This is a genomic window from bacterium (assembly GCA_035505375.1).
Classification (GTDB): Bacteria; Hydrothermota; Tepidihabitantia; order Tepidihabitantales; family Tepidihabitantaceae; genus UBA2258.
In genome coordinates this window covers 1-23,694 of sequence record DATJQV010000079.1, presented here as the reverse complement: position 1 = coordinate 23,694, position 23,694 = coordinate 1, and the positions used below count along the sequence as shown (strand labels likewise).

General features: G+C 61.3%; 22 protein-coding genes, 1 tRNA gene and 1 other RNA gene. 8 read left to right on the top strand and 16 right to left on the bottom strand.

Annotated elements, in window-relative coordinates; translation table 11 throughout:
• Window positions 1–84 precede the first annotated feature (84 nt).
• Both VMH22_12870 and purL read left to right on the top strand, forming a co-directional pair.
• Window positions 85–588 carry a hypothetical protein gene (locus VMH22_12870; GenBank protein ID HTW92583.1) on the top strand — a complete coding sequence of 168 codons (504 nt, stop codon included), beginning with the start codon at window positions 85–87 and terminating at the stop codon, window positions 586–588.
• A 65-nt stretch (window positions 589–653) separates the two neighbouring features.
• Window positions 654–3,539: a phosphoribosylformylglycinamidine synthase subunit PurL gene (gene purL / locus VMH22_12865; protein HTW92582.1), complete on the top strand. Its 2,886-nt coding sequence runs from the start codon at window positions 654–656 to the stop codon at window positions 3,537–3,539.
• On the opposite strand, the gene VMH22_12860 is transcribed toward purL, so the two are convergent.
• The 7 genes from VMH22_12860 to VMH22_12830 all read right to left on the bottom strand — a co-directional run bounded on the left by VMH22_12860 (window position 3,536) and on the right by VMH22_12830 (window position 9,570).
• On the bottom strand, window positions 3,536–3,919 hold the full coding sequence (locus VMH22_12860; protein HTW92581.1) for a hypothetical protein: 384 nt from the start codon (window positions 3,917–3,919) through the stop codon (window positions 3,536–3,538). The genes purL and VMH22_12860 overlap by 4 nt on opposite strands.
• 16 nt (window positions 3,920–3,935) lie before the next feature.
• Window positions 3,936–4,928 carry an HPr(Ser) kinase/phosphatase gene (hprK, locus tag VMH22_12855; GenBank protein ID HTW92580.1) on the bottom strand — a complete coding sequence of 331 codons (993 nt, stop codon included), beginning with the start codon at window positions 4,926–4,928 and terminating at the stop codon, window positions 3,936–3,938.
• Window positions 4,918–5,250: a ribosome-associated translation inhibitor RaiA gene (raiA, locus tag VMH22_12850; GenBank protein ID HTW92579.1), complete on the bottom strand. Its 333-nt coding sequence runs from the start codon at window positions 5,248–5,250 to the stop codon at window positions 4,918–4,920. The genes hprK and raiA overlap by 11 nt, the downstream gene beginning before the upstream one ends.
• A gap of 183 nt (window positions 5,251–5,433) precedes the next feature.
• A complete protein-coding gene (gene recR / locus VMH22_12845; GenBank protein HTW92578.1) occupies window positions 5,434–6,021 on the bottom strand; it encodes a recombination mediator RecR in 588 nt (195 codons plus the stop codon).
• Window positions 6,018–7,490, bottom strand: coding sequence for a DNA polymerase III subunit gamma/tau (gene dnaX, locus VMH22_12840; protein HTW92577.1), 1,473 nt, complete (start codon window positions 7,488–7,490; stop codon window positions 6,018–6,020). The genes recR and dnaX overlap by 4 nt, the downstream gene beginning before the upstream one ends.
• Before the next feature lie 77 nt (window positions 7,491–7,567).
• Window positions 7,568–7,835, bottom strand: an RNA gene (ffs, locus tag VMH22_12835) — signal recognition particle sRNA large type.
• Between the two features lie 97 nt (window positions 7,836–7,932).
• Window positions 7,933–9,570 carry a tetratricopeptide repeat protein gene (locus tag VMH22_12830; protein ID HTW92576.1) on the bottom strand — a complete coding sequence of 546 codons (1,638 nt, stop codon included), beginning with the start codon at window positions 9,568–9,570 and terminating at the stop codon, window positions 7,933–7,935.
• 135 nt (window positions 9,571–9,705) lie between these two features.
• Between VMH22_12830 and gyrA the strand changes: the two genes are divergently transcribed.
• The 3 genes from gyrA (at window position 9,706) to VMH22_12815 (ending at window position 14,129) form a co-directional block, all read left to right on the top strand.
• Window positions 9,706–12,153, top strand: a complete 2,448-nt coding sequence (gyrA, locus tag VMH22_12825) for a DNA gyrase subunit A (GenBank protein ID HTW92575.1) — start codon at window positions 9,706–9,708, stop codon at window positions 12,151–12,153.
• Window positions 12,154–12,306: 153 nt separating this feature from the next.
• Window positions 12,307–13,425, top strand: a complete 1,119-nt coding sequence (locus VMH22_12820) for a hypothetical protein (protein ID HTW92574.1) — start codon at window positions 12,307–12,309, stop codon at window positions 13,423–13,425.
• Window positions 13,422–14,129, top strand: coding sequence for a hypothetical protein (locus VMH22_12815; GenBank protein HTW92573.1), 708 nt, complete (start codon window positions 13,422–13,424; stop codon window positions 14,127–14,129). Before VMH22_12820 ends, VMH22_12815 begins: the two co-directional genes overlap by 4 nt.
• 122 nt (window positions 14,130–14,251) lie before the next feature.
• Here VMH22_12815 and VMH22_12810 read toward each other — a convergent pair whose 3' ends face one another.
• The 3 genes from VMH22_12810 to VMH22_12800 all read right to left on the bottom strand — a co-directional run bounded on the left by VMH22_12810 (window position 14,252) and on the right by VMH22_12800 (window position 15,424).
• Window positions 14,252–14,566 carry a hypothetical protein gene (locus VMH22_12810; GenBank protein ID HTW92572.1) on the bottom strand — a complete coding sequence of 105 codons (315 nt, stop codon included), beginning with the start codon at window positions 14,564–14,566 and terminating at the stop codon, window positions 14,252–14,254.
• 257 nt (window positions 14,567–14,823) lie between these two features.
• A complete protein-coding gene (locus tag VMH22_12805; protein ID HTW92571.1) occupies window positions 14,824–14,991 on the bottom strand; it encodes a hypothetical protein in 168 nt (55 codons plus the stop codon).
• 169 nt (window positions 14,992–15,160) lie between these two features.
• On the bottom strand, window positions 15,161–15,424 hold the full coding sequence (locus tag VMH22_12800) for a hypothetical protein (GenBank protein ID HTW92570.1): 264 nt from the start codon (window positions 15,422–15,424) through the stop codon (window positions 15,161–15,163).
• Between the two features lie 116 nt (window positions 15,425–15,540).
• Here VMH22_12800 and metG point away from each other — a divergent pair, with 116 nt between their 5' ends.
• From metG to rsmA, 3 genes are all read left to right on the top strand, one after another.
• Entirely contained in the window at window positions 15,541–17,592 is a 2,052-nt protein-coding gene (gene metG / locus VMH22_12795) for a methionine--tRNA ligase (GenBank protein ID HTW92569.1), read from the top strand.
• A 36-nt stretch (window positions 17,593–17,628) separates the two neighbouring features.
• Window positions 17,629–18,387 carry a TatD family hydrolase gene (locus VMH22_12790; protein HTW92568.1) on the top strand — a complete coding sequence of 253 codons (759 nt, stop codon included), beginning with the start codon at window positions 17,629–17,631 and terminating at the stop codon, window positions 18,385–18,387.
• An 84-nt stretch (window positions 18,388–18,471) separates the two neighbouring features.
• On the top strand, window positions 18,472–19,263 hold the full coding sequence (rsmA, locus tag VMH22_12785) for a 16S rRNA (adenine(1518)-N(6)/adenine(1519)-N(6))-dimethyltransferase RsmA (GenBank protein HTW92567.1): 792 nt from the start codon (window positions 18,472–18,474) through the stop codon (window positions 19,261–19,263).
• On the opposite strand, the gene VMH22_12780 is transcribed toward rsmA, so the two are convergent.
• From VMH22_12780 to VMH22_12755, 6 genes are all read right to left on the bottom strand, one after another.
• Complete coding sequence (locus tag VMH22_12780) at window positions 19,260–20,426, bottom strand: glycosyltransferase family 4 protein (protein ID HTW92566.1); 1,167 nt, start codon at window positions 20,424–20,426, stop codon at window positions 19,260–19,262. The genes rsmA and VMH22_12780 overlap by 4 nt on opposite strands.
• Before the next feature lie 49 nt (window positions 20,427–20,475).
• Window positions 20,476–20,901, bottom strand: a complete 426-nt coding sequence (gene dut / locus VMH22_12775; protein HTW92565.1) for a dUTP diphosphatase — start codon at window positions 20,899–20,901, stop codon at window positions 20,476–20,478.
• Complete coding sequence (locus VMH22_12770) at window positions 20,898–21,782, bottom strand: hypothetical protein (protein ID HTW92564.1); 885 nt, start codon at window positions 21,780–21,782, stop codon at window positions 20,898–20,900. Before VMH22_12770 ends, dut begins: the two co-directional genes overlap by 4 nt.
• 118 nt (window positions 21,783–21,900) lie before the next feature.
• Window positions 21,901–22,311 (bottom strand): ribonuclease HI family protein, encoded by a 411-nt coding sequence (locus VMH22_12765; GenBank protein ID HTW92563.1) that lies wholly within the window; start codon window positions 22,309–22,311, stop codon window positions 21,901–21,903.
• Window positions 22,312–22,337: 26 nt separating this feature from the next.
• On the bottom strand, window positions 22,338–23,045 hold the full coding sequence (locus VMH22_12760; GenBank protein HTW92562.1) for a C4-type zinc ribbon domain-containing protein: 708 nt from the start codon (window positions 23,043–23,045) through the stop codon (window positions 22,338–22,340).
• 58 nt (window positions 23,046–23,103) lie between these two features.
• Window positions 23,104–23,179: transfer RNA gene (locus VMH22_12755), tRNA-Val, on the bottom strand.
• Window positions 23,180–23,694 lie beyond the last annotated feature (515 nt).

The following is a 23,694-nucleotide window of genomic DNA, read 5'->3' as shown; positions in this document are numbered from 1 at the left end:
AGAACCATGGCGATAGTCAAGAATAATGATGCTGACGTGATGCAGGATTTGACAGCCGTGAGCAGCCTGCATGTATAATTGACTGTGGCTGAACCGCAGACCCGTCAGTCCAGACCGCCGCAGATGAGCCGTCCGGTCGTGGTCCTCGTGACCGTACTCGCCGTCGCGGCAGCGCTGTTCGTGGTCGCAAAAAGCCTGCGCAAGGTGCAGCCGGCGCAGCTCCCACCGGCCCTGAAACAGGCACCTCCTGACACGGGGTACGTGTTCTTCCGTGCGAGCATCCGCAGCAAGGTGAACACGCTGGCGATCCGGTGCCGGATGAAGCGAGAGGAACTGCGTGATACTCTGACCCCGGCGCAGGACTCGATGAGCCGGGCGTGCGATGTCTCGATAGCCGCAGCCCTCAGCCGCATCGCGGCATTCGATACGGTCAGCCGCGGCGGCCGCAAGGTCGCGGCGGAGAGCATCAAGGCCGCCTACGACAACGCGAAACTCGTGGTGAGGAGTTTCACCCACTCCGGGCTGGGCAGTAACGATGTCAGCGACGACTCGCTCGACCGGGAATTGCAGAGACTGAAGAGCAAGTAGCCGGACGCCCGACACACGCGGGCGCGTCTTTCTTGACAGGCCGCGAGTTTCACCTATCTTGGCCTGTGCTCTGGCGAATCGAGATTATCAAGACCACAACCGATCCCGAGGCGAAGGCTCTGGAAGCCGATATCCGTGACGTCGTTGCCGGGATGTCGGCCGACGTCCGGATAACCCGCCTGTACTATCTGGAAGGCGACATCGACCAGGCTGCGGCCGAGCGCATCGCCGGCGAGGTGCTCTGCGACCCGGTCTGCGAGAGTTACTGCGTGCGCAAGGCCAATGTTGGCATGGAGGGGACCGAGGTTCTGTACAATCCGGGCGTAATGGACCCGAGCGTGGAGAGTATCGCGCGCTCACTTGCCGACCTGGGCTTCAAGGACGTCGAGATACGAACCGGGCGCGCGTACGACTTCGACTTGTCCCGGAGCGACCGCTACGCGGCCGGCGGACGCCGGGCCGTAGGTTCCGCCCGGGGGCTGATCGTCAAGGCGCTGCTGGTCAACCCGGTCATACAGCATACGGCCAACGCCGGCGAACAGGTGTTCGTCCATGCGAAGCCATATCGCTACCGGAAGAACGTCGTGAAGCTGCGCGGGCTCACCGCCCCGGAGCTGGAGAACCTGTCGCGGCAGGGGTTGCTGGCCCTGAGTCGAGCCGAGATGGCGGTGCTCCAGAAGTACTTCCGGAAGCTGCGCCGCGACCCGACCGACGTCGAACTGGAGACATTCGCCCAGACGTGGTCCGAACACTGCCAGCATAAGACGTTCAAAGGGTCAATCGACCTTGACGGCCGCAAAGTCAATAACCTCCTCAAGTCTACGGTGTTCAAGCTGACCGAGGAGCTCAATCTGCCCTGGTGCCTGTCCGTGTTCAATGACAACTCGGGGGTAATTGACTTCGATGACCGCTACGGAATCAGCTTCAAGGTCGAGACGCATAATCATCCATCGGCCCTGGAACCCTACGGCGGCGCGGCGACCGGCATCGGCGGCGTGATACGGGACTGCCTCGGCACCGGGCTGGGGGCGAAACCGATTCTCAACACGGATGTGTTCTGCTTTGCTCCGGTCGACACCAGGCCTGAGGAGGTGCCGCAGGGGGTGCTCCATCCGCGCAGGGTAATGAAGGGCGTCGTCGCCGGCGTGCGCGACTACGGTAACCGGATGGGCATTCCCACCGCTAATGGAGCGGTCTACTTTGACCCCGGGTTCCTCGGCAATCCACTGGTCTTCTGCGGAACTCTCGGCCTGATACCGAAGGACAAGCTCGAGAAGCGCGTGCGGCCCGGCCAGCAGATAGTACTGCTCGGCGGCAGGACCGGGCGCGACGGTATCCATGGAGTGACGTTCGCCTCGCTCGAACTCCATCAGAAGTCCGAGGAGATCTCCGGCGGCGCGGTACAGATCGGCAACCCGATAGAGGAAAAGAAGGTCACGGACGTGCTGCTCGCGGCACGCGATCGGGGGTTGTTCAGCGCGACCACCGACTGCGGCGGCGGCGGGCTGTCGTCGGCAGTAGGCGAACTCGCGAGCGAGCAGGGCTGTGAGGTCTGGCTGGAACGCGTACCGCTCAAGTACGCCGGGCTGTCGCCGGCCGAAATCTGGATTTCCGAGGCCCAGGAACGGATGATCGTGTTCAGTGAACCCGGAGACGTGAAGCGGTTACTCGGACTTGCCGCCGACCATGACGTCGAGGCTTCCGTGATCGGCAAGGTCACCGGTTCCGGCCGCCTCAAGCTCAAGTTCCGCGGACACCAGGTGGCCGATATCGACATGGAATTCCTGCACCACGGCTGGTGCGGAGCAGCCAAGAAGGCGCACTGGCAGCGCCCGGAGACAGCCGACCCTTCGGTGCCGACGAAGCAGGACCTGACCCCCGAGGTACTGCGTCTACTGCAGGCTCCCAACATCGCCAGCAAGGAGTGGGTGACTCGCCAGTACGACCACGAGGTGCAGGGGACATCCGGGTTGAAGCCAACCTGCGGACATAGCAATTCCGGCCCGACCGATGCCTGCGTGGTGATGCCGGTTCGCGGTTCGCCGCGGGCTTGCGTTGTAGCATGCGGCCTGTGCCCGCGCTACGGTACGATTGACCCCTACTGGATGGCGGCGTCCGCGATCGACGAGGCGCTGCGTAACTGCGTGGCGGCCGGGGCGGATGTCGAGCGGATCGCTTTACTCGATAACTTCTGCTGGGGAAGTCCGGACCGACCCGACCAGCTCGCGGGTTTGGTACGCGCCGCCGAAGCGTGCTACGACATCGGAAAGAAGTACCGCGTTCCGTTCATATCCGGCAAGGACTCGCTCTACAACGAGTTCAAGAGCGAGGCGGGTGAATCGTTCCCGATCCCGCCGACGTTGCTCATCTCCGCGGTCGGCGTCATTCCTGACGCCTCGCGCACAACCACGCCGGATTTCAAGACCCCCGGCTCGCTGGTTTACCTGTTGGGCGAGACTCTCGAGGAGCTGGGTGGCAGCGAATACTTCCGCCGCTACCAGGGGCTGGGACGGGACGTGCCCAAGGTCGACGCCTCACGCGGTCGTCGGACAATGGTCGCAGTAGGGACCGCTATTCGTAATGGAATCGTGACCGCCTGCCATGACCTTTCGGATGGCGGGCTCGGCCTCGCGCTCGCCGAAATGTGCTTCGCCGGTGCCGTGGGGGCGCGCATCGCTCTGGACAAGGTTCCGGGGAGTCAGCGCTTCAGGCGCGACGATTTCCTGCTCTTCAGCGAGTCGAACAGCCGTTTCCTGTGCGAGGTGCCAGCACGGAATCGCGGCGCGTTCGAGAAGCTGACGGCCGGCCTGAGGGTAGTGTGCCGGGTAATCGGCCGGACTCAGGAGAACAGGGAATTGAGGATCGAAGGGCTGCGCGGAGACGTTGTCGTCCGTCTCAGCCTGGGCGAGGCCGAGAGCGCGTGGCGCAGGGCTTTGACCCGGCGTCTCTAGAGTTCTATCGACTGAACCGAAGTCCGGCCGGTTTCTACCAGAAAAGGTATGAGCTCGGCGAACGGCTTCTTGTTGCGGTGGTAGAGGAACCGCACGAGCATCGCCAAGTTCGCACCGCTGAGCACGGCGATGTGGGGATGGCTGCGCTTGACCTCGAGTCCGGCATTGGCACAACTGGACCCGAACAGGTCGGCAAAGACCACTACGTCGCCTGCAGGCAGACTCAGGATGGCCTGCTCGAGACGATTGCGCAACTCGGCAACCTGACATTCCATATTGGAGAGCGTACTGACGCCATCGGCGTCCGGGACTATAGCGCGTGCCGCATCGAGCAGAGCTCGCGGCAGGTCACCCTGGCCGGTCACTATCGCGTAGACCATGACCGCTTGCCTGCGCTCACTCCTGGTCGTCGGCGATGAAGGGGTCGATCCTTGGCGACTTGCTCATGACGCTTGTCAGGGCGTCATCGAAGACCTTCGCGGGTTGGTAACCGAAGACCTTGAGTATGTGGTTCTTGGCAATGACCTCTAGGACAAGGGCCAGGTTCTTGCCTGGTATCACCGGGATGGTTATGCGGGGAATTCTGACGCCCAGAATGTCAGTCAGTTTCTCCTCGATGCCAGTTCGTTCGTAGTCCATGCCCGGCTTCCACTGCACCAGCTTGACCTCGACCTCGATGCGCTTCTGGATGCGGATGGCGCGCACCCCGTAAAGGCTGTACACATCCACGATTCCGACCCCACGAATCTCAATGTGGTGAGCCAGTTCCGAAGTCCGGGCGGCGGAATAGCCCATGACGATGCCGGTGCCGCGGCGCAACACTTTTACGAGATCGTCGGCGATCAGTCGGTGTCCCCGGTCGACGAGGTCGAGGGCACACTCGGACTTTCCGATGCCGGACTCGCCGGTGATGAGCAGTCCGACTCCGAATACGTCGACCAGCTCGCCATTGATGAAGTCCCGCGGCGCGAGCCGGTAGTCGACGAAGGCGGACAGGGCGCGGATGAACGGAGTAGTATCCATCGGCGTGGTCATGACCGGTACGCTGAATTCGTCCGCCGCGTCCTTCCAGAGCGAAGGCAGTGCCAGGCCCTTGGTTACAATGATGCAGGGCGGGCGCAGCGACAGAAGCCGGTGCACGGCCTCGCGCTGCTGCTCGGGGGGCATCGTCTCAAGATAAGAGAGCTCGGTGCTGCCAACGATCTGGATGCGTTCCCGCAAGAATACACCGGTGTACCCGGCCAGCGCCATGCCCGGACGATTGATGTCGCCCGTTGCGACGACGCTGGCGTGCAGTCCCTTCCTGCCCGCCGCGACCTTGAGTCCCCACTCCTCTCGTTTCTCACCGACGAGAACCGCGACTGTGAGCGGTGGGAGGTCAGATTCCACCAGCTTCTCTTCCTTCGTCCCGGTGGCCAGGTCGCTTCCGGTCGTGGAACTTGCCCTGCTGACGGTGCAGCTGGGCGACGAGCTTGTCGACCACATCGTTGACCGCGATGTACATGTCCTTGCCCTCGCCCTTGGCGGTGAGCACGGCGTGGCTCAGATGGATCTTGGCTTCAGCGACGTCCTTGGCGCCTTCCTTCAACAGGACGATTTCGGTCTTGATGATGTGGCTGTTGAAGTGGTCCAGTTTCTTCGCCTTCTCGTCGACGTGAGCTTTTAGATACGGTGTGACTTCCAGATGGCGTCCAGTCAGGGTCAGGTTCATAGTTTCCTCCGGTAGAAAGCCTGTCTTATGATAGGGACGCGAGTTCGCCGGTCAAGCGCTACCAAGCTCCCCCGAACCGAAATAGGGTTAACCATGGGGTCCACAGAGAACGTCGAGTAGGTGAAGCCGGAGTCCGGTCCCTACCTTCTGCATCCCCGTGTGCTCTGTGGTTCAATTCCGGATTCAGGGAAGCTCGCGCCGGCCCTCGAGCGCGCGCAGGATGGTTTCACTATCGGCCAGGTCGAGGTCGGACCCGACCGGCAGGCCGCGGGCAATGCGGGTCACGTGTACCCCGGTAGGCTTCAACTGCTCGGCGATGTAGATGGCGGTTGCCTCGCCTTCGGTTGTCGGGTTGGTCGCGATGATAACCTCGTGGAGACCTGCCGCGGCGCGCGCGATCAGCTCCCTTACGTGGAGGTCGTCCGGGCCGATGTTGTCGATCGGCGACAGGATTCCTCCCAGCACGTGGTACGCTCCGCGGTGCCGGCCCGATTGCTCCATGGTCAGCACGTCGGCCGGTTCCTCGACCACGCAAACGACGGAATGATCCCGAGTTGGGTCAGAGCACACCTCGCATCGCTGTTCCTCGGTCAGGCTGAAACAGACCGGGCAGGGCCGCAGCTTGGAGCTGGCCTCAACGATTGAATCGGCCATCTCCCGGGCGACGTCCGGTTGCCGGAGCAGATAGAAAGCAATACGCTGAGCGGTCTTGCGACCGATTCCCGGCAGCTTCACCAGCGCAGAGACGAGTTGCTCCAGTGAGCGCTTCAACGCTGCTCCCTTTCATCAACTTCGCCCAAGATCCGGCTGACTCGTTCTCGTGTCGCGTCCGGCTCGGGCTTCCGCGTCAGCTGAACATGAAGTCTGATTGGTCGGCCTGCGATTGCCGTCAACGTCGCGGTCAGGTACATCTTGCTGTCCTCGAGCTTTTCGGCTGCCGGCTTCTGCTTCGCGGGCAGCGAGACTGTCAGCACGTCGCTGCTCAGGGACACGGGCGTCGCCAGATCAAGAAATCCTGCCAGCAGCGGTTCATGCGCGTTCGTGCGAAGTCGTAGCTCAACCCACAGCGCGTTCAGGTCCTTCGGCCGGTCAGCGGCAACCGCAGCATCGGTATTCTCGACGGCTGACTCACGTGTCGCGGTTTCTGCATGGCCAGAGCGTTCCGATGCCAATTCCAGCGACATGACTTCAAGCAGCACTCGAGGATATTGGGTCGTCGCGGCCTGAGATTCGTACTGGGTTATGCCGGAGAGCAACTTCAGCAGGTCGCCGCGACCGAACGATTTGGCTTGGCGCGTCATGCGCCCAATCTCATCCGGCAGCAGACTGAGGTTTGCCTCCGGTCCACCGATCTCCAACACAAGCAGGTTGCGAAAGTGCAGCACCAATCCGGAGTAGAATTCAACGTGGTCATAGCCTGACTCGAAGAGCCGCGCCAGGAAGGTCAGCAGACCCGGGCCGTTGCCTGTTAGCACGAGGTCCGCATAGTCGAAGAAGACTTCTGCCGGCACGAGGCCGAGCAGTTCTTCCACGTCCCTGAGTTCGATTCCTTCCGGCCGGTAGGCGGCCAGTTGGTCGAGAATGCCCTCACCGTCTCGGATGGCTCCGTCTGCCCGGCGAGCTATCGCCATCAGCGCCGAGTCAACTGCCTTGATGTTCTCCCGCTGTGCCAGCCAGGCCAGGCGGTCCTTGATCTCGGCCGGGGTTGCCCGGCGGAAGTCGAACCGCTGGCAGCGAGAAACGATAGTCGCCGGTACGTCCTGCGCAGCGGTCGTGGCGAAAATGAACTTGGCGTGAGCCGGCGGTTCCTCAAGGGTCTTCAACAGGGCGTTGAACGACTCCGTGGTCAGCATGTGGACTTCGTCGATGATGTAGATCTTGAACCTGCCGGCGGTCGGCAAGTACTTAATATTCTCTCTGAGTTCGCGGACGTCATCGATCTTCCGATTCGATGCGCCGTCAATCTCAATCACATCCAAGCTGCGTCCGTTGGCTATCTCGACGCAAGCGGAACAGACTCCGCATGGAGATACGGTGGGTCCCTTTTCGCAGTTCAAACTCTTCGCAAGGATTCGGGCAGTGGTCGTCTTGCCTACGCCGCGAGGTCCGCAGAACAGATAGGCATTGGCCAGACGGTTCTTCTCGACTGCACGTTTCATCGTATCACGGACATGATCTTGCACGAGGAGTTCGTCGAAACGCTGCGGTCGGTACTTCAGGGTGAGAACGCTGCGCGCCATGGTCGGTCTCTAACCGCTTATTGGCAACACTTCAAGTTCCATTCATCACTCGTTACGAGTCGCTTCCAAAGGTCCGGCCGTGCAGGCGTCTTCGCCCGGTCAGGGAGAGGGTCGTGCGAGTGGGCAGCTCCAGCCAGGCAGACTTGCGACTGGTCGCCAGTCCGCTTACCGTTGCTACCTTCCGGTCCTGGCGGGGTTCACGGCAGCGGCCATCGCAAGACCCGGCCTTCATTGCTGTCGCACTCGGCGACCGGATTCGCCCCGGTTCGGTCTCATGACGCTCTTTCAATCCCGCATGGGCGGGTTTCGGGTTACAGGGGACCGCCAACCCCCCATCTAGCACGACCGGACCAGATCGTTGCTGCGAGCAGGCCATCGGGCGATGGACACATTCTGCGCGTTGGCCACGCTCGTCGGCATTCAGGTAGAAGCTTCCTCCAGACTAGCGGCCCTGTTTCCTAAGTGTGTCGGCGTTCTCAAAAGCCTTGAGGGCCTTGTCTTTCTGGTCGGTTTCCCTGTAGCAGATGCCGAGGTTCTGGAAAGCGTCCGAGTTGTTCGGGCCAAGCTTGGTGGCAATCAGCAGATTGCCGATGGCGCGCTCGTAGGTTGCCTTCGCCACTTCCTTTCTGCCTTTGTCTGAGAGGGAATTTGCCAGGCCAGTCTCGCATGAACCGAGCCAAAGGAATGCTTGCTCTACCAGTTGTGGGACCTGAGTGCTAAGGAACATCCCTGCGGTGTCTGCGACCGTCGCATGGCCGTTCAGCTTCCGGCTATCGAGGTTTGGGGTGAAAAGCCAGCCGAAGCCGGCCGTCTTTCGTCCTCGGCTGGCCAGAACCGAGTCCACTTTCTCCGTCAGCGGGCCGGGGATCTGTACGTATCCAGATTCGGTCGATGTGACAAGAGCGAGCAGTGAGTCGATCCACGGCTGGTTCAGTGCGCCCACGGGTGCGACTGCGTGGTCTATCACGGTTTGCAGTGAACTCTCGGCCAAGGTGTCCTCCTTGCCCTGGTATTGAGTGATGCCGAGGTTGAAAAGCGACACCAAGTCTGTTGAGTCATACTGCACTGCCTGTTTGAAGAGCATCTCGGCTTTGGCACGGAAGCGTTCGGAAGTGTCGGCTTTGGTGTCGGCCGTAGCCCGAAGCATAGCCGTTCCAGCTCGCGAGTTGGCCACATTCAGGTTGTTGGCAGCGTAGAGGAGTCTGCCTGCTATCTGGGCGACTTGGGTAAGCTGACCGGCCGCGTTGAGGTCTCTTTCGATGTAGCGCTTGAGTTCTGACTGATCCTGTTTCCGGCTCAGGTCAATGATCTGGGCGGTGATCTGATTCAGTCTGACCGTGTCCGCAGGCTTGAGTTGTTTTGCGAGGTCGGCCTTGGCTGCGGCGAAGCGCTTCTCGTAGGCGGCGATTGCCTTGTCGTAGTAGTAGTCGGCCGAGTCCAGACGCAGGGTCTTGGGTTCTTTGGCCGGCCAGAGGCTGTCCGGTTTCTCGAGGAAGTACTGGCCAAGTAGGCTGAAGGCCTCAGGTACACCCGCGTCCAACTTGAGCAGGTCGCCGGCGGTTGCATACATGTCATCGTAGCGGCCCAGCGCCGAGTAGATGCCGGCAACCAGGGCATAGGTCTGAGACTTGGACGGGTCGACCTTGAGTGCCCCAAGCGCATAGCGGAGGGCGGCGTCGTTAACTCCGGCGTCGTAGTTGTCGCGCGTCGAGGTGATGAGCGAGTTCCAGGCGAGGTACTGCCATTGCTCGTCGGCGCGGATCTTGCTGACTACGGCAGTGTCCTTGTCCATGGCTGTCGCGAAGTGGGAGGCCGCTGAATCCTGTAACTTGAGTTGCGCGTCGCAGAGCCCAAGCAAGAGGTGGATGTTGGCCAGATCCTTGTCCGCAGCGGTCGCGCCGTACTGGGCCAGCGCCGTGGAAAAGCGCTCTCTGGCGCCTGTGTAGTTGCCGATTCCGTACTGAACGCGGCCGCCGCGCAACAGCGCATCAAGCGGTATCTGCTGCTGTGCGAACAACGGCACGAACAGCAGCGCGGTCAGCAGAATTGTCGCCGGACTTAGCTTGCGGAAACTTGGCATTGTGGTCCTCCTTAGACCTGCTGGATAGCCGTGGGGAATGATAGCTATTTCAGTGGTACTGTCAACTCGCGGCAGGACCGTTTTGCCGCCTTGTGGCGTTTGACTTTCGAGTGCCCACAGTTATATTTACCGCGCGTGTCCCACGAAGATTCTGTAGTACCGGTTTACATCGAGGATGAGGTCCGCAAGTCCTTCCTCGATTATGCCATGTCGGTCATCGTGGCACGTGCGCTGCCCGACGTCCGCGACGGGCTGAAGCCGGTCCAGCGTCGTATCCTCTTCACAATGAATGAGATGGGCCTTGTTCCGACTCGGGCTACGCGCAAGTCGGCTACCGTCGTCGGCGACGTTCTGGGTAAGTACCATCCCCATGGCGATAGTGCGGTCTACGACGCGATGGTGCGGATGGCTCAGGATTTCTCGCTCCGCTATCCACTTGTCCACGGCCAGGGCAACTTCGGTTCGATTGACGGCGACGCGGCCGCGGCCTACCGGTACACCGAGGCGCGGCTTGCGCCGCTCGCCACCGAGATGCTGAGTGACCTGGACAAGGATACTGTCGACTTCCAGCCGAACTTCGACGAGCGACTCAAGGAGCCGACCGTGCTCCCAGCCGCGTTCCCCAACCTGCTTGCCAACGGCGCAGCCGGCATCGCCGTCGGGATGGCGACCAATATCCCTCCGCACAACCTTGGTGAGTTGGTTGATGCCTTGGTGCTCTTGATCGACGAGCCGAAGACCGAGAGCAAGGAACTGATGAAGAAGGTGCGCGGTCCGGACTTCCCGACTGGCGCGACCATTGTGGGCGTTGAAGGTATCAGGCACGCCTACGAAACCGGCCGCGGCAGCATCATGTTGAGGGGAACTGTGACGTTTGAGGAGGTCAAGGCCGGCAAGGATCGACTGGTCGTTAGTGAGATACCGTACCAGGTAAACAAGACCGCGCTTATCGAGCGTATCGCCCAACTGGTCCGTGAGAAGAAGATTCAGGGCATCGCCGACCTCCGAGATGAGTCGGACCGCGATGGCATGCGCATCGTCCTCGATCTCAAGCGCGATGCCGTCAAAGAAGTCGTCCTCAATCAGCTTTACAAACACACCGAGTTGCAGTCGTCGTTCGGTATCATTCTGCTGGTGCTGGTCAACGGTCAGCCGCGGACACTGGGGCTCAAAGCGTTGCTCGAGGAGTTCCTGAAATTCCGGTTTGAGACGGTGACGCGCCGGACCCGCTACGAGCTCAAGCGTGCCGAGGAGCGTGCCCACATCCTTGAAGGTCTCAAGATCGCTCTGAAAAACATCGACGCGGTCATCGAGCTCATCAAGAAGTCCAAGGATACCGAGACCGCCCGCGAAGCCCTGATGTCGAAGTTCAAGCTAACCGAGCGTCAGGCGGACGCGATCCTCGAGATGCGCCTGGCCCGGCTCACCGGCCTGGAGCGTGAGAAGATTGATGCGGAGTACAGGGACCTCATTAGGGAGATCAGCCGGCTCAAGAATCTCCTTGATTCACGTTCCGCGATGATGGGGGAGATACGCGACGAGCTCCTCGAAGTGAAGCGCCGCCACGCGGACGAGCGACGCACCAAGATTGTCCGGGGTGAAGCCGAGGAGTTTTCCATCGAAGACCTCATCAAGGAAGAGGACATGGCCGTCACCGTAACCCATCGCGGCTATATCAAGCGGATGCCGGTCTCGGTGTACCGACGACAGGGGAGAGGCGGCCAGGGCCGGACCGGCGTATCGGTGCAAGAGGAGGACTTCGTCGAGGGCCTGTTCATTGCCTCAACCCACGACTACATGATGTTCTTCACCGATCGCGGGCGCTGCTACTGGCAGAAGGTGTACGAGATACCTGAGGGCTCGCATGCTGCCAAGGGCCGATCAATCGCCAACCTCGTAGAGATGGAGAAAGGCGAAGTGACAACATCCTACCTGGCGGTCCGCGACTTCTCTGCCAAACAGTTTGTCTTCTTCGTCACCCGGCTCGGGAAGATCAAGCGGGTCACCCTCGATCAGTTCTCCAACCCGCGGCGCAAGGGCATCATTGCGATGGGTATCGACATGGATGACTCGCTCGTCGCCACCTTGCTCACCTCCGGGACCGATGACCTCTTGCTCGTTACCCGTGACGGACAATCAATACGCTTCCACGAGAAAGATGTCCGTGACATGGGGCGCTCCGCGGCCGGGGTCCGGGGCATCAAGCTGGCCAAGGGCGACGTTGTCATCGGTGCCGTGGTCGTGCGCGAGAACCAGTCGCTGCTCACTGTATTCGAGAATGGGTACGGCAAGCGTACCGACTTTGATGAGTTCCGCACGCAGAGCCGCGGCGGTTCCGGCATCATCGCCGCCAAGCCGGTCGAGAAGTCCGGCCAGCTCGCGGCAGCAAAGGCCTGCAGCGATGCATCAGAGGTCATACTCACCTCCAAGCAGGGCATCGTCATCCGGGTAAACTGCTCGGAGATCCGCAAGTGCGGCCGCGCCACAACCGGGGTAAGGGTGATGACGGTCGAGAAAGGCGACGCGGTCGTTGACGTGGCGCTGATTGAAGAGGAGGCTCAGCCCACGGCTGAGAAGCAATAGTCCACGGTCGCGGCTCGCCTCCCGTTCATCGCCAGTTGTCCATCGGTTCACAACCGCCGTGCACTGCCGGTTTCGTTCATCCTGCTGGCGGCTAGCTTCCTGTCATGCGCGAAACAGACACTGAGCTCTGCAGCGCGGCCGGCTTGCATCTTCGTGACCGATGCCCGGCTCGACCGCTTTCCGGTCTATGTTGCAGCAGTCAAAGCACAGCGCGCGGTCAGCCCTACCATCTGGCTTGTGGCCGGAGACCCATTCGCGGACCGGACCCTGGCAGTGCTGAGCGATGGCGCAGCACCTATGGTGTTGTTCAACGAGGCCGGTGTAGATGCGGTGGTGCTCACTCCTTCATGGCTTGGATTCGGTCTGTCTCGCGTAGGGCAGATCGTCTCGTCCGCGAGATTCTACGCACTGTCCGCAAGCGTTCTTGATTCGCTGGGACAGCCTCTGGGCCAGCCCTTCATGGTGAGGAGGAGTGGTTCCGCGCTCCTCGCCGTTACTGGTGTCGCCATTGACTCGACAAATGTCCTTACGCACTTGAATGGAACGAGTTACGTAACTCCCGGCTTCGCCATCGCCAAGACAACGGCCCTGATGCGGGGTCGGGCAGACCTTGCGGCGGTCATGGTTGAACCACGAACCAGCGGCTCGCACTGGGGCGCGGATTTCATGGTAAACGTCGCCGGACACGACCGGTTTGCCATGACCGTGTCGGACGACACGGCCCGATTGAACTGCTACGATGTCAGCGCGGATGCCGGGAGATTTACCGCAAGAACCGTGGATGTCACCGGGCTCAGGTCTGACTCCGCAACGGTTCGGCTGCTGGAGTCGCTCGCGGCAGCGGCAGATTCCACAGCCGCACGCCCCATGTCGTCACCCCACTCTGTGTGGACTAATGACAACCTAAGTCATGCGCTTGTTGGCGGCATGCTGACCGCGAAACTTGCCGACGGGTTCCTGTGTGATTCGCTATTCCAATCCGACTTCCAGGAGCCGAAAGACGTCCAGGCTCTGGTTAGTTTGTTGCGCGACCCGGGTCGTCTCGCGGTGCTTACCGTCAGCGGTGACGTTCTGTCCGGACTACCCGACTATCTCGTGCTCCGGTCGGGCCTCGTCCGGTCAAAGCTGTCGCGAAGCTCGTCATACCGCATCGCCACGACCGTTGACTACCTGCAGCGTCACCCCGCCATGGCCAAGACCGGGTTTGAGCTCTCGGCCCGGCCGTTCTGGACAATCTGCCTGGACATCCTACAATCTGGCCAGGTCAAATGAGCAGTTACGTCAGGCAATTCAAGGCCGGCCGGTTAATCTGGACGGTGCTCGTCGCACTTTACTTCCTGGTCTTCTTCACCAATTTCTTCCGGGACGCCATACCCGGCCGGACGACGTTGCCCGTGCTCTTCGCCTACGTTTTCGTGCTCTGGCTATCCATCGAGTACTATTTCGGCTCGCCGTTTTTCCAATCCGGTGTCGTCGAACACTCGGCGCTGTGGCGGGGTGTCTTTGCCTTCTTTGTCTATCCGTACCTCGCCTACATCGCTGCTGACTTCATTTGGTGGCACTGGACCCAGTTGCCGGTTCCGTTCGCGGTCACCGGGCTGCTCGGCCTTGTAGGATTCGGCCTCGGCACATATGTCCGTCTGAGTACGCTATTTGACATCATCAGAATCGCACAGGTGCGGCCGCCGTCCCGCGGCAGCACGGAAGAGACGCTTTTGCTGCCGGAGAAGAGGTTCGTCGCACTGAGATTTCAGAAGTTTGTCCGGCATCCCCGGTATGTCGCCACGTTCATACAGCTTCTCGGGGCCGCGCTGGTATTCCGTTCTTGGGGCGGGCTCGTGCTCGTTTGCGGCATCGGTCTGCCGCTCTTGCTGCTGCAGGCAAGGTACGAAGACGCGCACCTGAGGGACCTGCTCAGGAACGAACTGAAGACCTATAGCGCGGCAGTCCCCGCGTTCTGGCCCCGCTTCCGTTAGCCTTAGCTCGGCTGGCGGCCGAGACGGCGGCGTCATTCCCAGTGACTAATGACTAATGTTGCCTGCCAGCCGCCCGGCGGCTCGGGACGTGACTGAGCAGCCAGCGGCCGCGGCCCGGCTTGCTATTGCTTTCGGTCGGTAGTAGCCAGCGCGGCGTAGAGAAGCAAGAACAGCGTGATGGCCAGCGCGACCTGGCCGAGCGCGGCACCAGTCAATATGAAGAAGCGAGCGACCAGCCCGGTGGACCAGGTCACCCGACCGAAGACCAGCCCGACCAGCGGTATCCAGATCAGGCGAACAGCCAGCAACAGCGCGCAGGCGACCGCGACCAGGGCCGCGGCCCGCTGACGCGAGCGCCAGACCGCAACGGCCCAGACAAAACCGGCCACAAGCGCGAGAGTGACCAGAGAACGGGCCACATGGTCCAATGTTATCATGCCTACCTCCTACTGCGGTTTTCTGGGTGGTTCATCGGTCGCTACATCGTCGGCGAACAAGGGCCCGCCCGGAGCAGTCGCCGGAGATGGAGTAATCAGATTCGTGCGACCCCATCGTGGTTCAGTTCGGTCCGACGTCTCTGTCGCCTCGGGTCGCCTGCCTCGGCTCTCCCGGGCGCGGGTTTCGCGCAGCAGCTGTCGCAGCGACGCTGCGGTGTCGCGCAGAGGCATCCTGAAACGTCTGAGTACAGCCTAAATCAAGACGCTGGAAGATCTGGTCTCCCCTGATAGCTCCCCGGCTGAACCAAACGTCTCGGCTTCACGCCGAGCCCTCTTGCCATCTGTACGTGGGTGTCGTCGAGCGCCCACTCTCGTCTTACGCCGACCCAGGCCAGCAATTCGTTCACCATATGCTTCAGTTTCATATTCTCAACTCCCGAATCGAAGAAATGGTAGTAATCCGGGGCGAGATGTCAACCGATGGGGCGCTCGGTCGGCCGCGCCGGGTTGTTCGTATCCCGTCTCGGTCGGGCTTGTATTGGTTCCGGGACGAATGACGACGTGGGCTGGACTGCTCTCTGCGACCGTGGGGGATCAGCTCGTTCTGCTGACCCACTCGGGATGGTCCTTGCGGCAGCGGCGTGTCTCTTCTCTGCCCTTGGGGGTTAGCGTCCAGAGTGAGCCCTTGTTGGTGCCGCCGGGCAAGGCCTCGATGGTGCCTCGTTTCTCCATCAGGCCCAGCAGCGATCCGGTTGCGTTGATCGCGCGGGCACGACGCGGCCGCCGGTCGTACAACAGCACGGCGACCTCAAGTTGTCTTTCGGTGGTTATCATTCTCTTTTGTCCAGACAGCTTCATCTCGTACCATATTAGCAATCTGACGACCGTTTGTCAACAACGACCAAACTCGCTGCGAGATCACAGTACTTGCCCGTATGCTTGACTTCCCGACCGTGGGGTGTATCCTTAGCGCCTTGAAGATACTGGTGACGAGCGCGTTGCCGTACGCGAACGGGGAGATACATTTTGGGCACCTTGCCGGTGCCTATCTGCCGGCCGACATCTTCGTAAAGTACCACCGTCTAAAGGGTTCGGACGTCGTCTACATCTGCGGGTCGGACGAGCACGGGGTTCCGATTACCCTCGCGGCCCAGAAGGAATGCGTCTCTCCGCAGACAATCATCGACCGGTACCACCCGTCAATCAAGCATTCGTTCGAGGAGTTCGGGATGGAGTTCGACAACTATTCCCGGACGTCCCTGCCTCTCCACCACAAGACCGCGCAGGGCTTCTTCACGAACGTCCACGCCAAAGGCTTCTTGCAGCCGAAGACGACGCGCCAGCTCTTTTGCCCGAAGGACCGGATGTTCCTCGCCGACCGTTACGTCGAGGGGACGTGTCCGAACTGCAAGTCCGAGGAGGCTAGAGGTGACCAGTGCGAATCGTGCGGCCGCTGGATTGAGCCGTTCGAACTCATCAACCCGCGCTGCAAGACCTGCGGCACCACGCCCGAGATACGCGAGACAACCCACTGGTTCTTCGCCCTGTCGAAGTTCGAAACCCAACTCAAGCAGTGGTTGGACTCGAGGACCGACTGGAAGCCGAACGTCAGGCGGTTCTGCGAGGGTTGGTTTGCCCGCGGGCTGCAGGATCGGGCGGTGACGCGTGACCTGACTTGGGGCGTGAAGGTACCGCTCGCCGAGGCCGGGGACAAGGTGATGTACGTCTGGTTCGACGCGCCCATCGGCTACATCTCGTCTACCAAGGAATGGGCCCAGCGCATCGGCAAGCCGGACCGGTGGAAAGACTATTGGCTCGACCCGGACACGAAGCTGGTCCATTTCATCGGCAAGGATAACATCGTGTTCCACGCGATCGTCTGGCCAGCGATGTTGATGGCGCATGAGGGCATCGTCCTGCCCAAGGATATCCCTGCGAACGAGTTCCTGAACTTGGAGGGCGCCAAGCTCTCGACCTCGCGCAACTGGGCCGTGTGGCTGCCGGACTATTTGAAGCAGTTCCCGGCCGACCCGCTGCGCTACGCCCTGGCCGTGAACCTGCCCGAGAACCGGGACGTGGATTTCACCTGGCGCGACTTCCACGCGCGGAACAACAACGAGTTGGCCGACGTGCTGGGGAACTTCGTGAACCGGGTGGTGGTGTTCATCAAGAAGAACTACGGCGGTAGGATACCGGAGGCCAGCCCGGATGACGAGCAGAGCCTCGAGGTGCTGAAGGCAATTGCCGAGGCGCCGGCAAAGCTCGGCCAGATGATTGAGGCATACCAGATCAAGGACGCGGCACGCGAGGTGATGACGCTACCGGCACTGGGCAACCGTTACTTCGACTACGAAGCGCCGTGGAAGACGTTCAAGACCGACCGCGCGAAGTGCGACCGGACCATGAACGTCTGCATGCGGCTGGTTTCGTCACTCGAAGTGCTGCTCTACCCGTTCCTGCCATTCACGAGCCGGAAGATGGGCAAGCTGCTCGGACTGGGCAAGCGGGGATGGGACGATGCGGCCCAACCGGCGCTGCCGGCGGAACTGGGCCCGGCGGAGATTCTGTTCAACAAGATTGAGGATGAAGTGATAGCGGTGCAGGTAGAAAAACTAGGGAAGAAGGAGACGCAAGCCGCAAGCCCCAAGCCTCAAGGGGAAAGTGCGAAGTCCGAAGTCCAAAGTCCGAAGTCAGAGGAGCGGACTGTGATTACCTACGACGATTTCAAGAAGCTGGAACTGAAGGTCGCGAAGATAGTGAACGCGGAGGCGGTGGCGGGTGCGACCAAGCTGCTCAAGCTGCAGATAGACCTCGGGACCGAACAGCGGCAGATTGTGGCCGGGATCGCGCTTGCGTACAAGCCGGAAGAGCTGGTCGGCAAGTCGATTGTCGTTGTCGCCAACCTGGCGCCGGCGGTTATCCGCGGAGTCGAGTCGAACGGCATGCTGCTGGCCGCGACCGGCGGCGACACGCTCGCCCTGCTGACGCCGGACCGCGAGGTGCCACCCGGTTCGTCGGTCTCCTGACCCATGTCCCGACGTTCTCCGGAGAACCCCGAGGGTTTGAAACTCTTCGATTCACATTGTCATCTGACCGACGGTCAGTTCTCGATGGACCTTGCCGTCGTGCTCAAACGGGCGCACAACGCCGGTGTGCGTTGGCTGATGACCGCGAGTCAGAACGTACCAGACAGCCGGCAGGCCGTCGCCCTCAGCCGGAACCGGGATGGTGTCTACTGCGCGGTGGGCGTCCATCCGCACGAGGCCGACCATTTTCGAAGCATGGACGTGCAGGCGCTCAAAGACATGTGCATCGACGCCAAGGTGAAGGCAATCGGCGAGATCGGGCTGGATTTCTTCCGGTCCATTTCGTCCAAGGGTAATCAGGAGACCGCGTTCCATGCCCAGATTGAACTCGCCAAGATGCTAGACATGCCGATGATTGTCCACGTGCGGGACGCGGCCGGACGCGCCCGCAGCATCATCGATGAGCACCAGTACTATTGCGGCGTCCTTCACTGTTTCTCCGCCGACAAGAAGCTCGCCGATTGGACGATCGAGAAAGGCCTCTTCGTCTCTTTTTCCGGCAACATCACCTACGGTGAGGAACGGCTGGCGGACATCGCGCGCGCGATTCCGCGTGACCGCATAATGGTCGAGACCGATGCGCCGTTTCTCGCGCCGGTGCCGGAACGCGGGCAGCGGAACGAACCTGCCCTGCTTCGGTTGACGCTGGAAAAGCTGGCACAGGCCCTCGACATGTCGTCGGTTGAGGCCGCGGACCTGACACGCGAGAACGCTATCCGCTGCTTCAGAATATGACGGGTCCACGGGTGCTCGGGTTCAGGGGGCCAGGCTCCGAACCGGAACCCGCGAACCTCTGAACCTCCCAACCCTCTTTTCCCTCTGAAGCATCTTTATCCCCGCCGTGGGCTCGGGCAGTCGTTTCTGACGTATGAACCGGTCGCCGACGCGCTGGTGAAAGCGCTGGGTCCGAGCCGGAGCGATACGGTGCTCGAGGTCGGACCGGGTAAGGGGATACTGACTCGGCGGCTGGTTGCGTCAGTTGGCAGAGTCATCGCGGTCGAGATTGACGGACGACTGGCAGAAGGGCTGCGGTCCGAACTGGACGGATGCGGAAACCTGGAAGTGGTCCAAGCCGACTTCCTGGACTTCGACCTCGCACGCTTCGAGCATCTGAAGATAATTGGCAACCTGCCCTACAACATCTCGTCGCAGATCCTGTTCAAACTGCTGGAATCTCTCCGCACGTGGGATGTCGCGGTGCTGACTACCCAGCGTGAGTTCGCCTACCGGGTTGTAGCAGTTCCCGGTACCAAGGTCTATGGCGCGCTTTCGGTCTTCTTTGACCGCCTCACGACCAGGGAGCGGTTGTTCAATATCGCCCCGGAGAGCTTCAAGCCGAGGCCGGATGTGGTATCGACCTCGTTCCGCCTCGCCCGGCGGGAGCAGCCGCTCTATCCGGTGACGGACGAGGTTCTGTTCGGGCGCGTGGTCCGGGCCTGCTTTGCACAGCGTCGGAAGACGATCGCGAACAACCTCATGGCAGTGCTCGGTCTTGAGCGAGAAGCTGTAAGCGCATCCCTGAAGAAGGCGGGAATCCAACCGAGCGCAAGGGCAGAGACCATACCCGGCGGGGAGTTCAGGAAACTGGCGGAACTGCTGGCTGCCGGCTAGGGATGAATCGCACGCGCCCTGAGCAGTTCGCGGTACAGCTCAAGTGTCCGCGCAGCTATCTTGGGCCATGCGTAGCCCTGCGCACGTTCCAGCCCCGCAGCAGCCAGGAACCGCCGCCGCGAATCGTCGGTCAGGACGTTGACCAGCGCCGCAGACAGGGCGTCAGGTTCAGCCGGCGGGACAAGGACACCGTCCACACCATCCCGAATCGTTTCATCGTAGCCGGGGATCCGTGAGGCCACGACCGGTGCGCCGCTGGCCATGGCTTCAAGCAGCACGATGCCGAGGGTTTCGCCACCCAGACCTGGAGCGCAGTAGACGTCGCAACCCGCGTACAGGTGCGGTAGTTCCTCTGGTGGTGCCGATCCGAGGAAATCGACGGCGTCGGCGATGCTCAACTCGGCTGCGGTTTGGCGGGCCCGCGTTTCCATCGGGCCACTGCCGACGACCGTCAGTCTCACATTGGGTATCGCTCCCCGGACCGCGGGTAACGCTCGCAGCAGGACCTCGAGGCCCTTGCGTTCGTCAAGGCGACCGAGGAAGAGAATGCGGCGCTCGCCCGGCTTGCGTTCGGGTCGAGGCGACAAGCCGGCGCGGAAGCGGCCGAGGTCGATGCCGGAGGGCACGATTCGGAAGTCGCCGGGCACGTAGGGTTCGATTGCTTCACGTGCCCGACGGGATATGGCGATGCGACCGTTGATTCTCGCCAACTGGCGTCGGAACAGGAAACGGAAAGCACCTGCCCCGGCAGTGTGGATTCTGAAGCCGGCGGTCACGAAGGTCACGACGTTCACCGCGCGGCTGTGCCGGATGGCCCAGTAGGATATTTCGGGCCAGAACATTCCGTGGCAGTGGACGATGTCGAAGTCGGTGTCGCGGAGAAAACGCTTGACCTGGCCGGACAGCTTGGAACCGACCGGCAGGGTTGCGTAGGAGCGGTTCATGGGGAGGAACAGGGCGCGGCCGAAGCGTGTGACGGGCAAAGACGAGGTGCTTCCTTCGAATCCGGGATAGGCTGTAGTCAGGATGCTGATGTCCTGACCGAGTTCGCGCAGACCCTCGGCGAGATGGTGAACGTGTTCGCTGACACCGGAGGGATAGGGCCGGTAGGCGGCCGAGACGAGGCAGATGCGCAGGGCTTTGTCCGCGGGTCCCACTACCATGTCCTTGGTCCCACGTCAATCTGCAATCCAGAATCTCGAATCTGCAATGTCATGCGCCCGTGTGTCCAAAGCCGCCGGTACCACGACCAGTCTCAGAGAGTTCGTTCGCCTCAACGAGTTCGACTTCCGTCACGGTGCTGAAGACGAGTTGGGCAATACGATCCCCGCGACGAACCTGGTAGTCCCGGTCGGACGTATTGAAGAGCACGACCTTTATTTCTCCACGGTAGTCTGCATCAATTGTACCCGGGCTGTTGAGGATGCCAATGCCGTGCTTGGCAGCCAGCCCGGACCTCGGCCGCACCTGGGCTTCGGTCCGGTCCCGCAGTTCGATGGCTATGCCCGTGCCGACGGTTGCGAAACCGTGTGCCGCCACTGTCATGTCCTCTGTCGCACAGAGGTCGAATCCGGACGAACCCGGTGTCTGACGGCAGGGGAGAGGGACGTCGCCGAGTCGCCGTATCTTAACCTTCATGGTTTGGGCTGCCAGGCCCCGTTGAACACGAGCCATTGGTCCGGGTGCTCCCGGATGATGTCGTTAAGCGCGGCGGCTATCTCCGCGGTGAATACGGGCACGTCCGCGTTCATGTCTCCCGTGGGTGTGAACCGGATCCGCCGGTAGTACATGTAATAGGGTGGCCGCCCGGGCTTGTGCTGGAACAGGCAGGCGGCGACCAGTATCGGTATCTTCAGGCGAAGCGCGTACGCGGCCGCACCTTTGGGGTAGTAACGATAGGAGTCAAACGCGGGACAGAGCGTGCCGTTGCCGGTGATGTCGCGGTCAGACACGAGCGCCAGCAAACGGTGCCGAAGCAGAGCCCGAGCCATGGCCCGCCGGTCGGAAACCGATATCGTCTCCATCGCCGTCGCTCCCCGGTAACGGTTGAACGTATCGGCCCAGCCGCCCGGGACCGGCTCGTAGACCGCCGACATCGGGTAACCCTTGGCGGCCATGTAGACGCCGGCGAGGTCGTGGTTTCCTATGTGCCCGGTCACGACAACAATGCCGCGTCCTTCGGCCATCATCCGGTCCACTCCCTGCGAGTCGAATTCGACGAGGCTGGTGACGCGACGTTTGATCGCCGGCACACTGAGCAGGTCCAGGTAGTTGGTGACGAGGTGGATGAACAGCCTGCGCGCGACGGCGCTCAGCTCCGATTCCGGCGTCTCCGCGCCCATCACGTGCCGGCAATTGTCCATGAACTTCTCGCGTCCGCGTCGGTTGGAAAGATAGACTATCGTACCGGCCACCTGCGCGACCCTGACCATGAACCAGCGCGGAAGCATGAACTGGATAAGAGTCCCCAGCGGCATCAGCCAGGTAATGGCGGCCCGGCGTTCCCTATTCCTGGGCATGTCGCGGTCGGTCCCTGAATCCGATTCTTGATCGCGGAACGCGCAGAATCCACCGAGGCTTCGGAATCAGGACAACGTCTTCACCCACTCTGCCTTCTCGGTGTACTCTGTGGCTAACTCAATGTCGGTCCTGCGGCCGGTTGTCTGCGGCCCGCGCCGCAGCCTTGGCGAGCTTGTCGGTCTCCTTGTTCTGTTCCCGACGGACCAGCTCGATGGCGACGTTGGGCATCTCCAGTTTCAGTTCGCAGGCCTTGGCGTGCAGTACCTTCAACTCCGGATTCTTCACCTTGTACCTGCCCGCCATCTGATAGTACAGGAGCTCGGAATCGGTCCTTATCACGACTCGCCCGGGGCCGAGCCCGGAGCTTTCCGACAGGGCACAGAGCAAGCCTTCGTATTCGGCCTGATTGTTGGTGCGGGTGCCGATGTAGCGGCTTATTTCCTTGACTACGCAACCATCCGGTCCGACGATGCGTACCCCGATTCCGGCCGGGCCGGGGTTGCCCAGCGAAGACCCGTCAATTTGCACGAGGAACCCGGCCGGTTGGATACCGGCTATTCCTGCTCGACGATCAGAATCCGGCCGCAGGCTTCGCAAAGGTAGAGGTGGTCCTGCCGTTCGACTTCCAGTATCCGTTGAGCGGGAATCGGGCTCATGCAGCCGCTGCAACGCTCCTTCCGGACCGTGGCGACGGCGATTCCACCTTTGCTGGCGCGGACGCGCTCATATCGCTTCAGCAGCTCGGCCGGGATTTCGGCGACGGTGGTCTCCCGCTGCTCCTTGCGGGTGGCAATGGCGGCCTCGATCTCCTTCTTCTCACTGTCCAGCATCTCGATCTTGCGCGCCGTCTCGATATCCAACTCGGCGCTCTTCTTCTCGTTCTCCCTTACCTTGCGGTCCAGGGCCTCGGTCTCCTCCATGAGCAGAATCATCCGGTCCTCGATACCATTCTTCAGCTTCTTCTGGGCCTCGATTTCCTTCAGAAAAGCCTTGTACTGCTCATTGGTCTTGGCCGAATAGAGCTGCACCGAGTAGCCGGCAGCCTTTTCCTCGGTGCCCTTCAGCTCGACCTCGCCGAGCTTGTACTGCTTCTTATGCTCGACTATGTCCACTTTCGCCTGATCCAGCTCCGACTTCACCGTTGCCGCCGCCTTCTTGAGGTCTTCAACCCGGGAAGGGATCTGGTTGAGCTTCTCGGTCAGGGTACGCAGCTCCGTGTCGAGCTGCTGCAGGTGCCATAGTAGTCGGAATGACTCTTTCATCGCTGCCACGTAGAAAAGAAGCGAGGTGTGAGGCCGGTGGCCGTCACACCCCGTGGGATGGGCGATACCTGACTTGAACAGGTGACCTCTTGCATGTCAAGCAAGCGCTCTAACCAAAGCTGAGCTAATCGCCCGGTTGTCATGGAGCATCGCACTGTGGACTGAATATATTGATTCTGACCCATATGTCAAGGTAGCGCGGGCAAGAACAGACGGGCAGAGGTCACCGACCGCGGCGGTTGCGCCCGATCCAGCCCTGCCCGCAGATGTCGCACGAGAATCGTATCCCAACCCCTCAACCTCAGCACTTGCCTCAACCTTGGCCTTGCCCTCAACCTTAACCTTAGCCTCAGCCGAAGTCCTCTGTTGTCACTCTACAATCCTGAATCTGGAATGGGTTGGACTCGGCAGGCCTAAAGTCGGAAATCCACAATCTTGAATTACGTTGCTGTTAGCTGTTAGCTGTAGGTCAGTTTGATTTCCCGAGGCTTCCCGAAATACGGTGCCTGTGGGGCTGTTGAGAAACCCGCATTAGATCGTGGCTGACACTGGCTCCAGCTGGCTTGTTGTCGGCCTCGGAGGAGCCACATCAGGAGCACGAGGAGAAGTGCCGCCAGGCACTTCAGGTTCATCACTGCGGCGGTAAGAT

Excerpts from the sequence above, each read along its gene's own strand:
- raiA (HTW92579.1), bottom strand. The coding sequence starts at position 5,250 with ATGAACCTGACCCTGACTGGACGCCATCTGGAAGTCACACCGTATCTA.
- VMH22_12800 (HTW92570.1), bottom strand. The coding sequence starts at position 15,424 with ATGAAGCTGTCTGGACAAAAGAGAATGATAACCACCGAAAGACAACTT.
- VMH22_12805 (HTW92571.1), bottom strand. The coding sequence starts at position 14,991 with ATGAAACTGAAGCATATGGTGAACGAATTGCTGGCCTGGGTCGGCGTA.
- VMH22_12770 (HTW92564.1), bottom strand. The coding sequence starts at position 21,782 with ATGCCCAGGAATAGGGAACGCCGGGCCGCCATTACCTGGCTGATGCCG.
- dut (HTW92565.1), bottom strand. The coding sequence starts at position 20,901 with ATGAAGGTTAAGATACGGCGACTCGGCGACGTCCCTCTCCCCTGCCGT.
- dnaX (HTW92577.1), bottom strand. The coding sequence starts at position 7,490 with ATGGCGCGCAGCGTTCTCACCCTGAAGTACCGACCGCAGCGTTTCGAC.
- VMH22_12810 (HTW92572.1), bottom strand. The coding sequence starts at position 14,566 with ATGATAACATTGGACCATGTGGCCCGTTCTCTGGTCACTCTCGCGCTT.
- VMH22_12780 (HTW92566.1), bottom strand. The coding sequence starts at position 20,426 with ATGGTAGTGGGACCCGCGGACAAAGCCCTGCGCATCTGCCTCGTCTCG.
- VMH22_12815 (HTW92573.1), top strand. The coding sequence starts at position 13,422 with ATGAGCAGTTACGTCAGGCAATTCAAGGCCGGCCGGTTAATCTGGACG.
- VMH22_12860 (HTW92581.1), bottom strand. The coding sequence starts at position 3,919 with ATGGTCTACGCGATAGTGACCGGCCAGGGTGACCTGCCGCGAGCTCTG.
- VMH22_12830 (HTW92576.1), bottom strand. The coding sequence starts at position 9,570 with ATGCCAAGTTTCCGCAAGCTAAGTCCGGCGACAATTCTGCTGACCGCG.
- VMH22_12760 (HTW92562.1), bottom strand. The coding sequence starts at position 23,045 with ATGAAAGAGTCATTCCGACTACTATGGCACCTGCAGCAGCTCGACACG.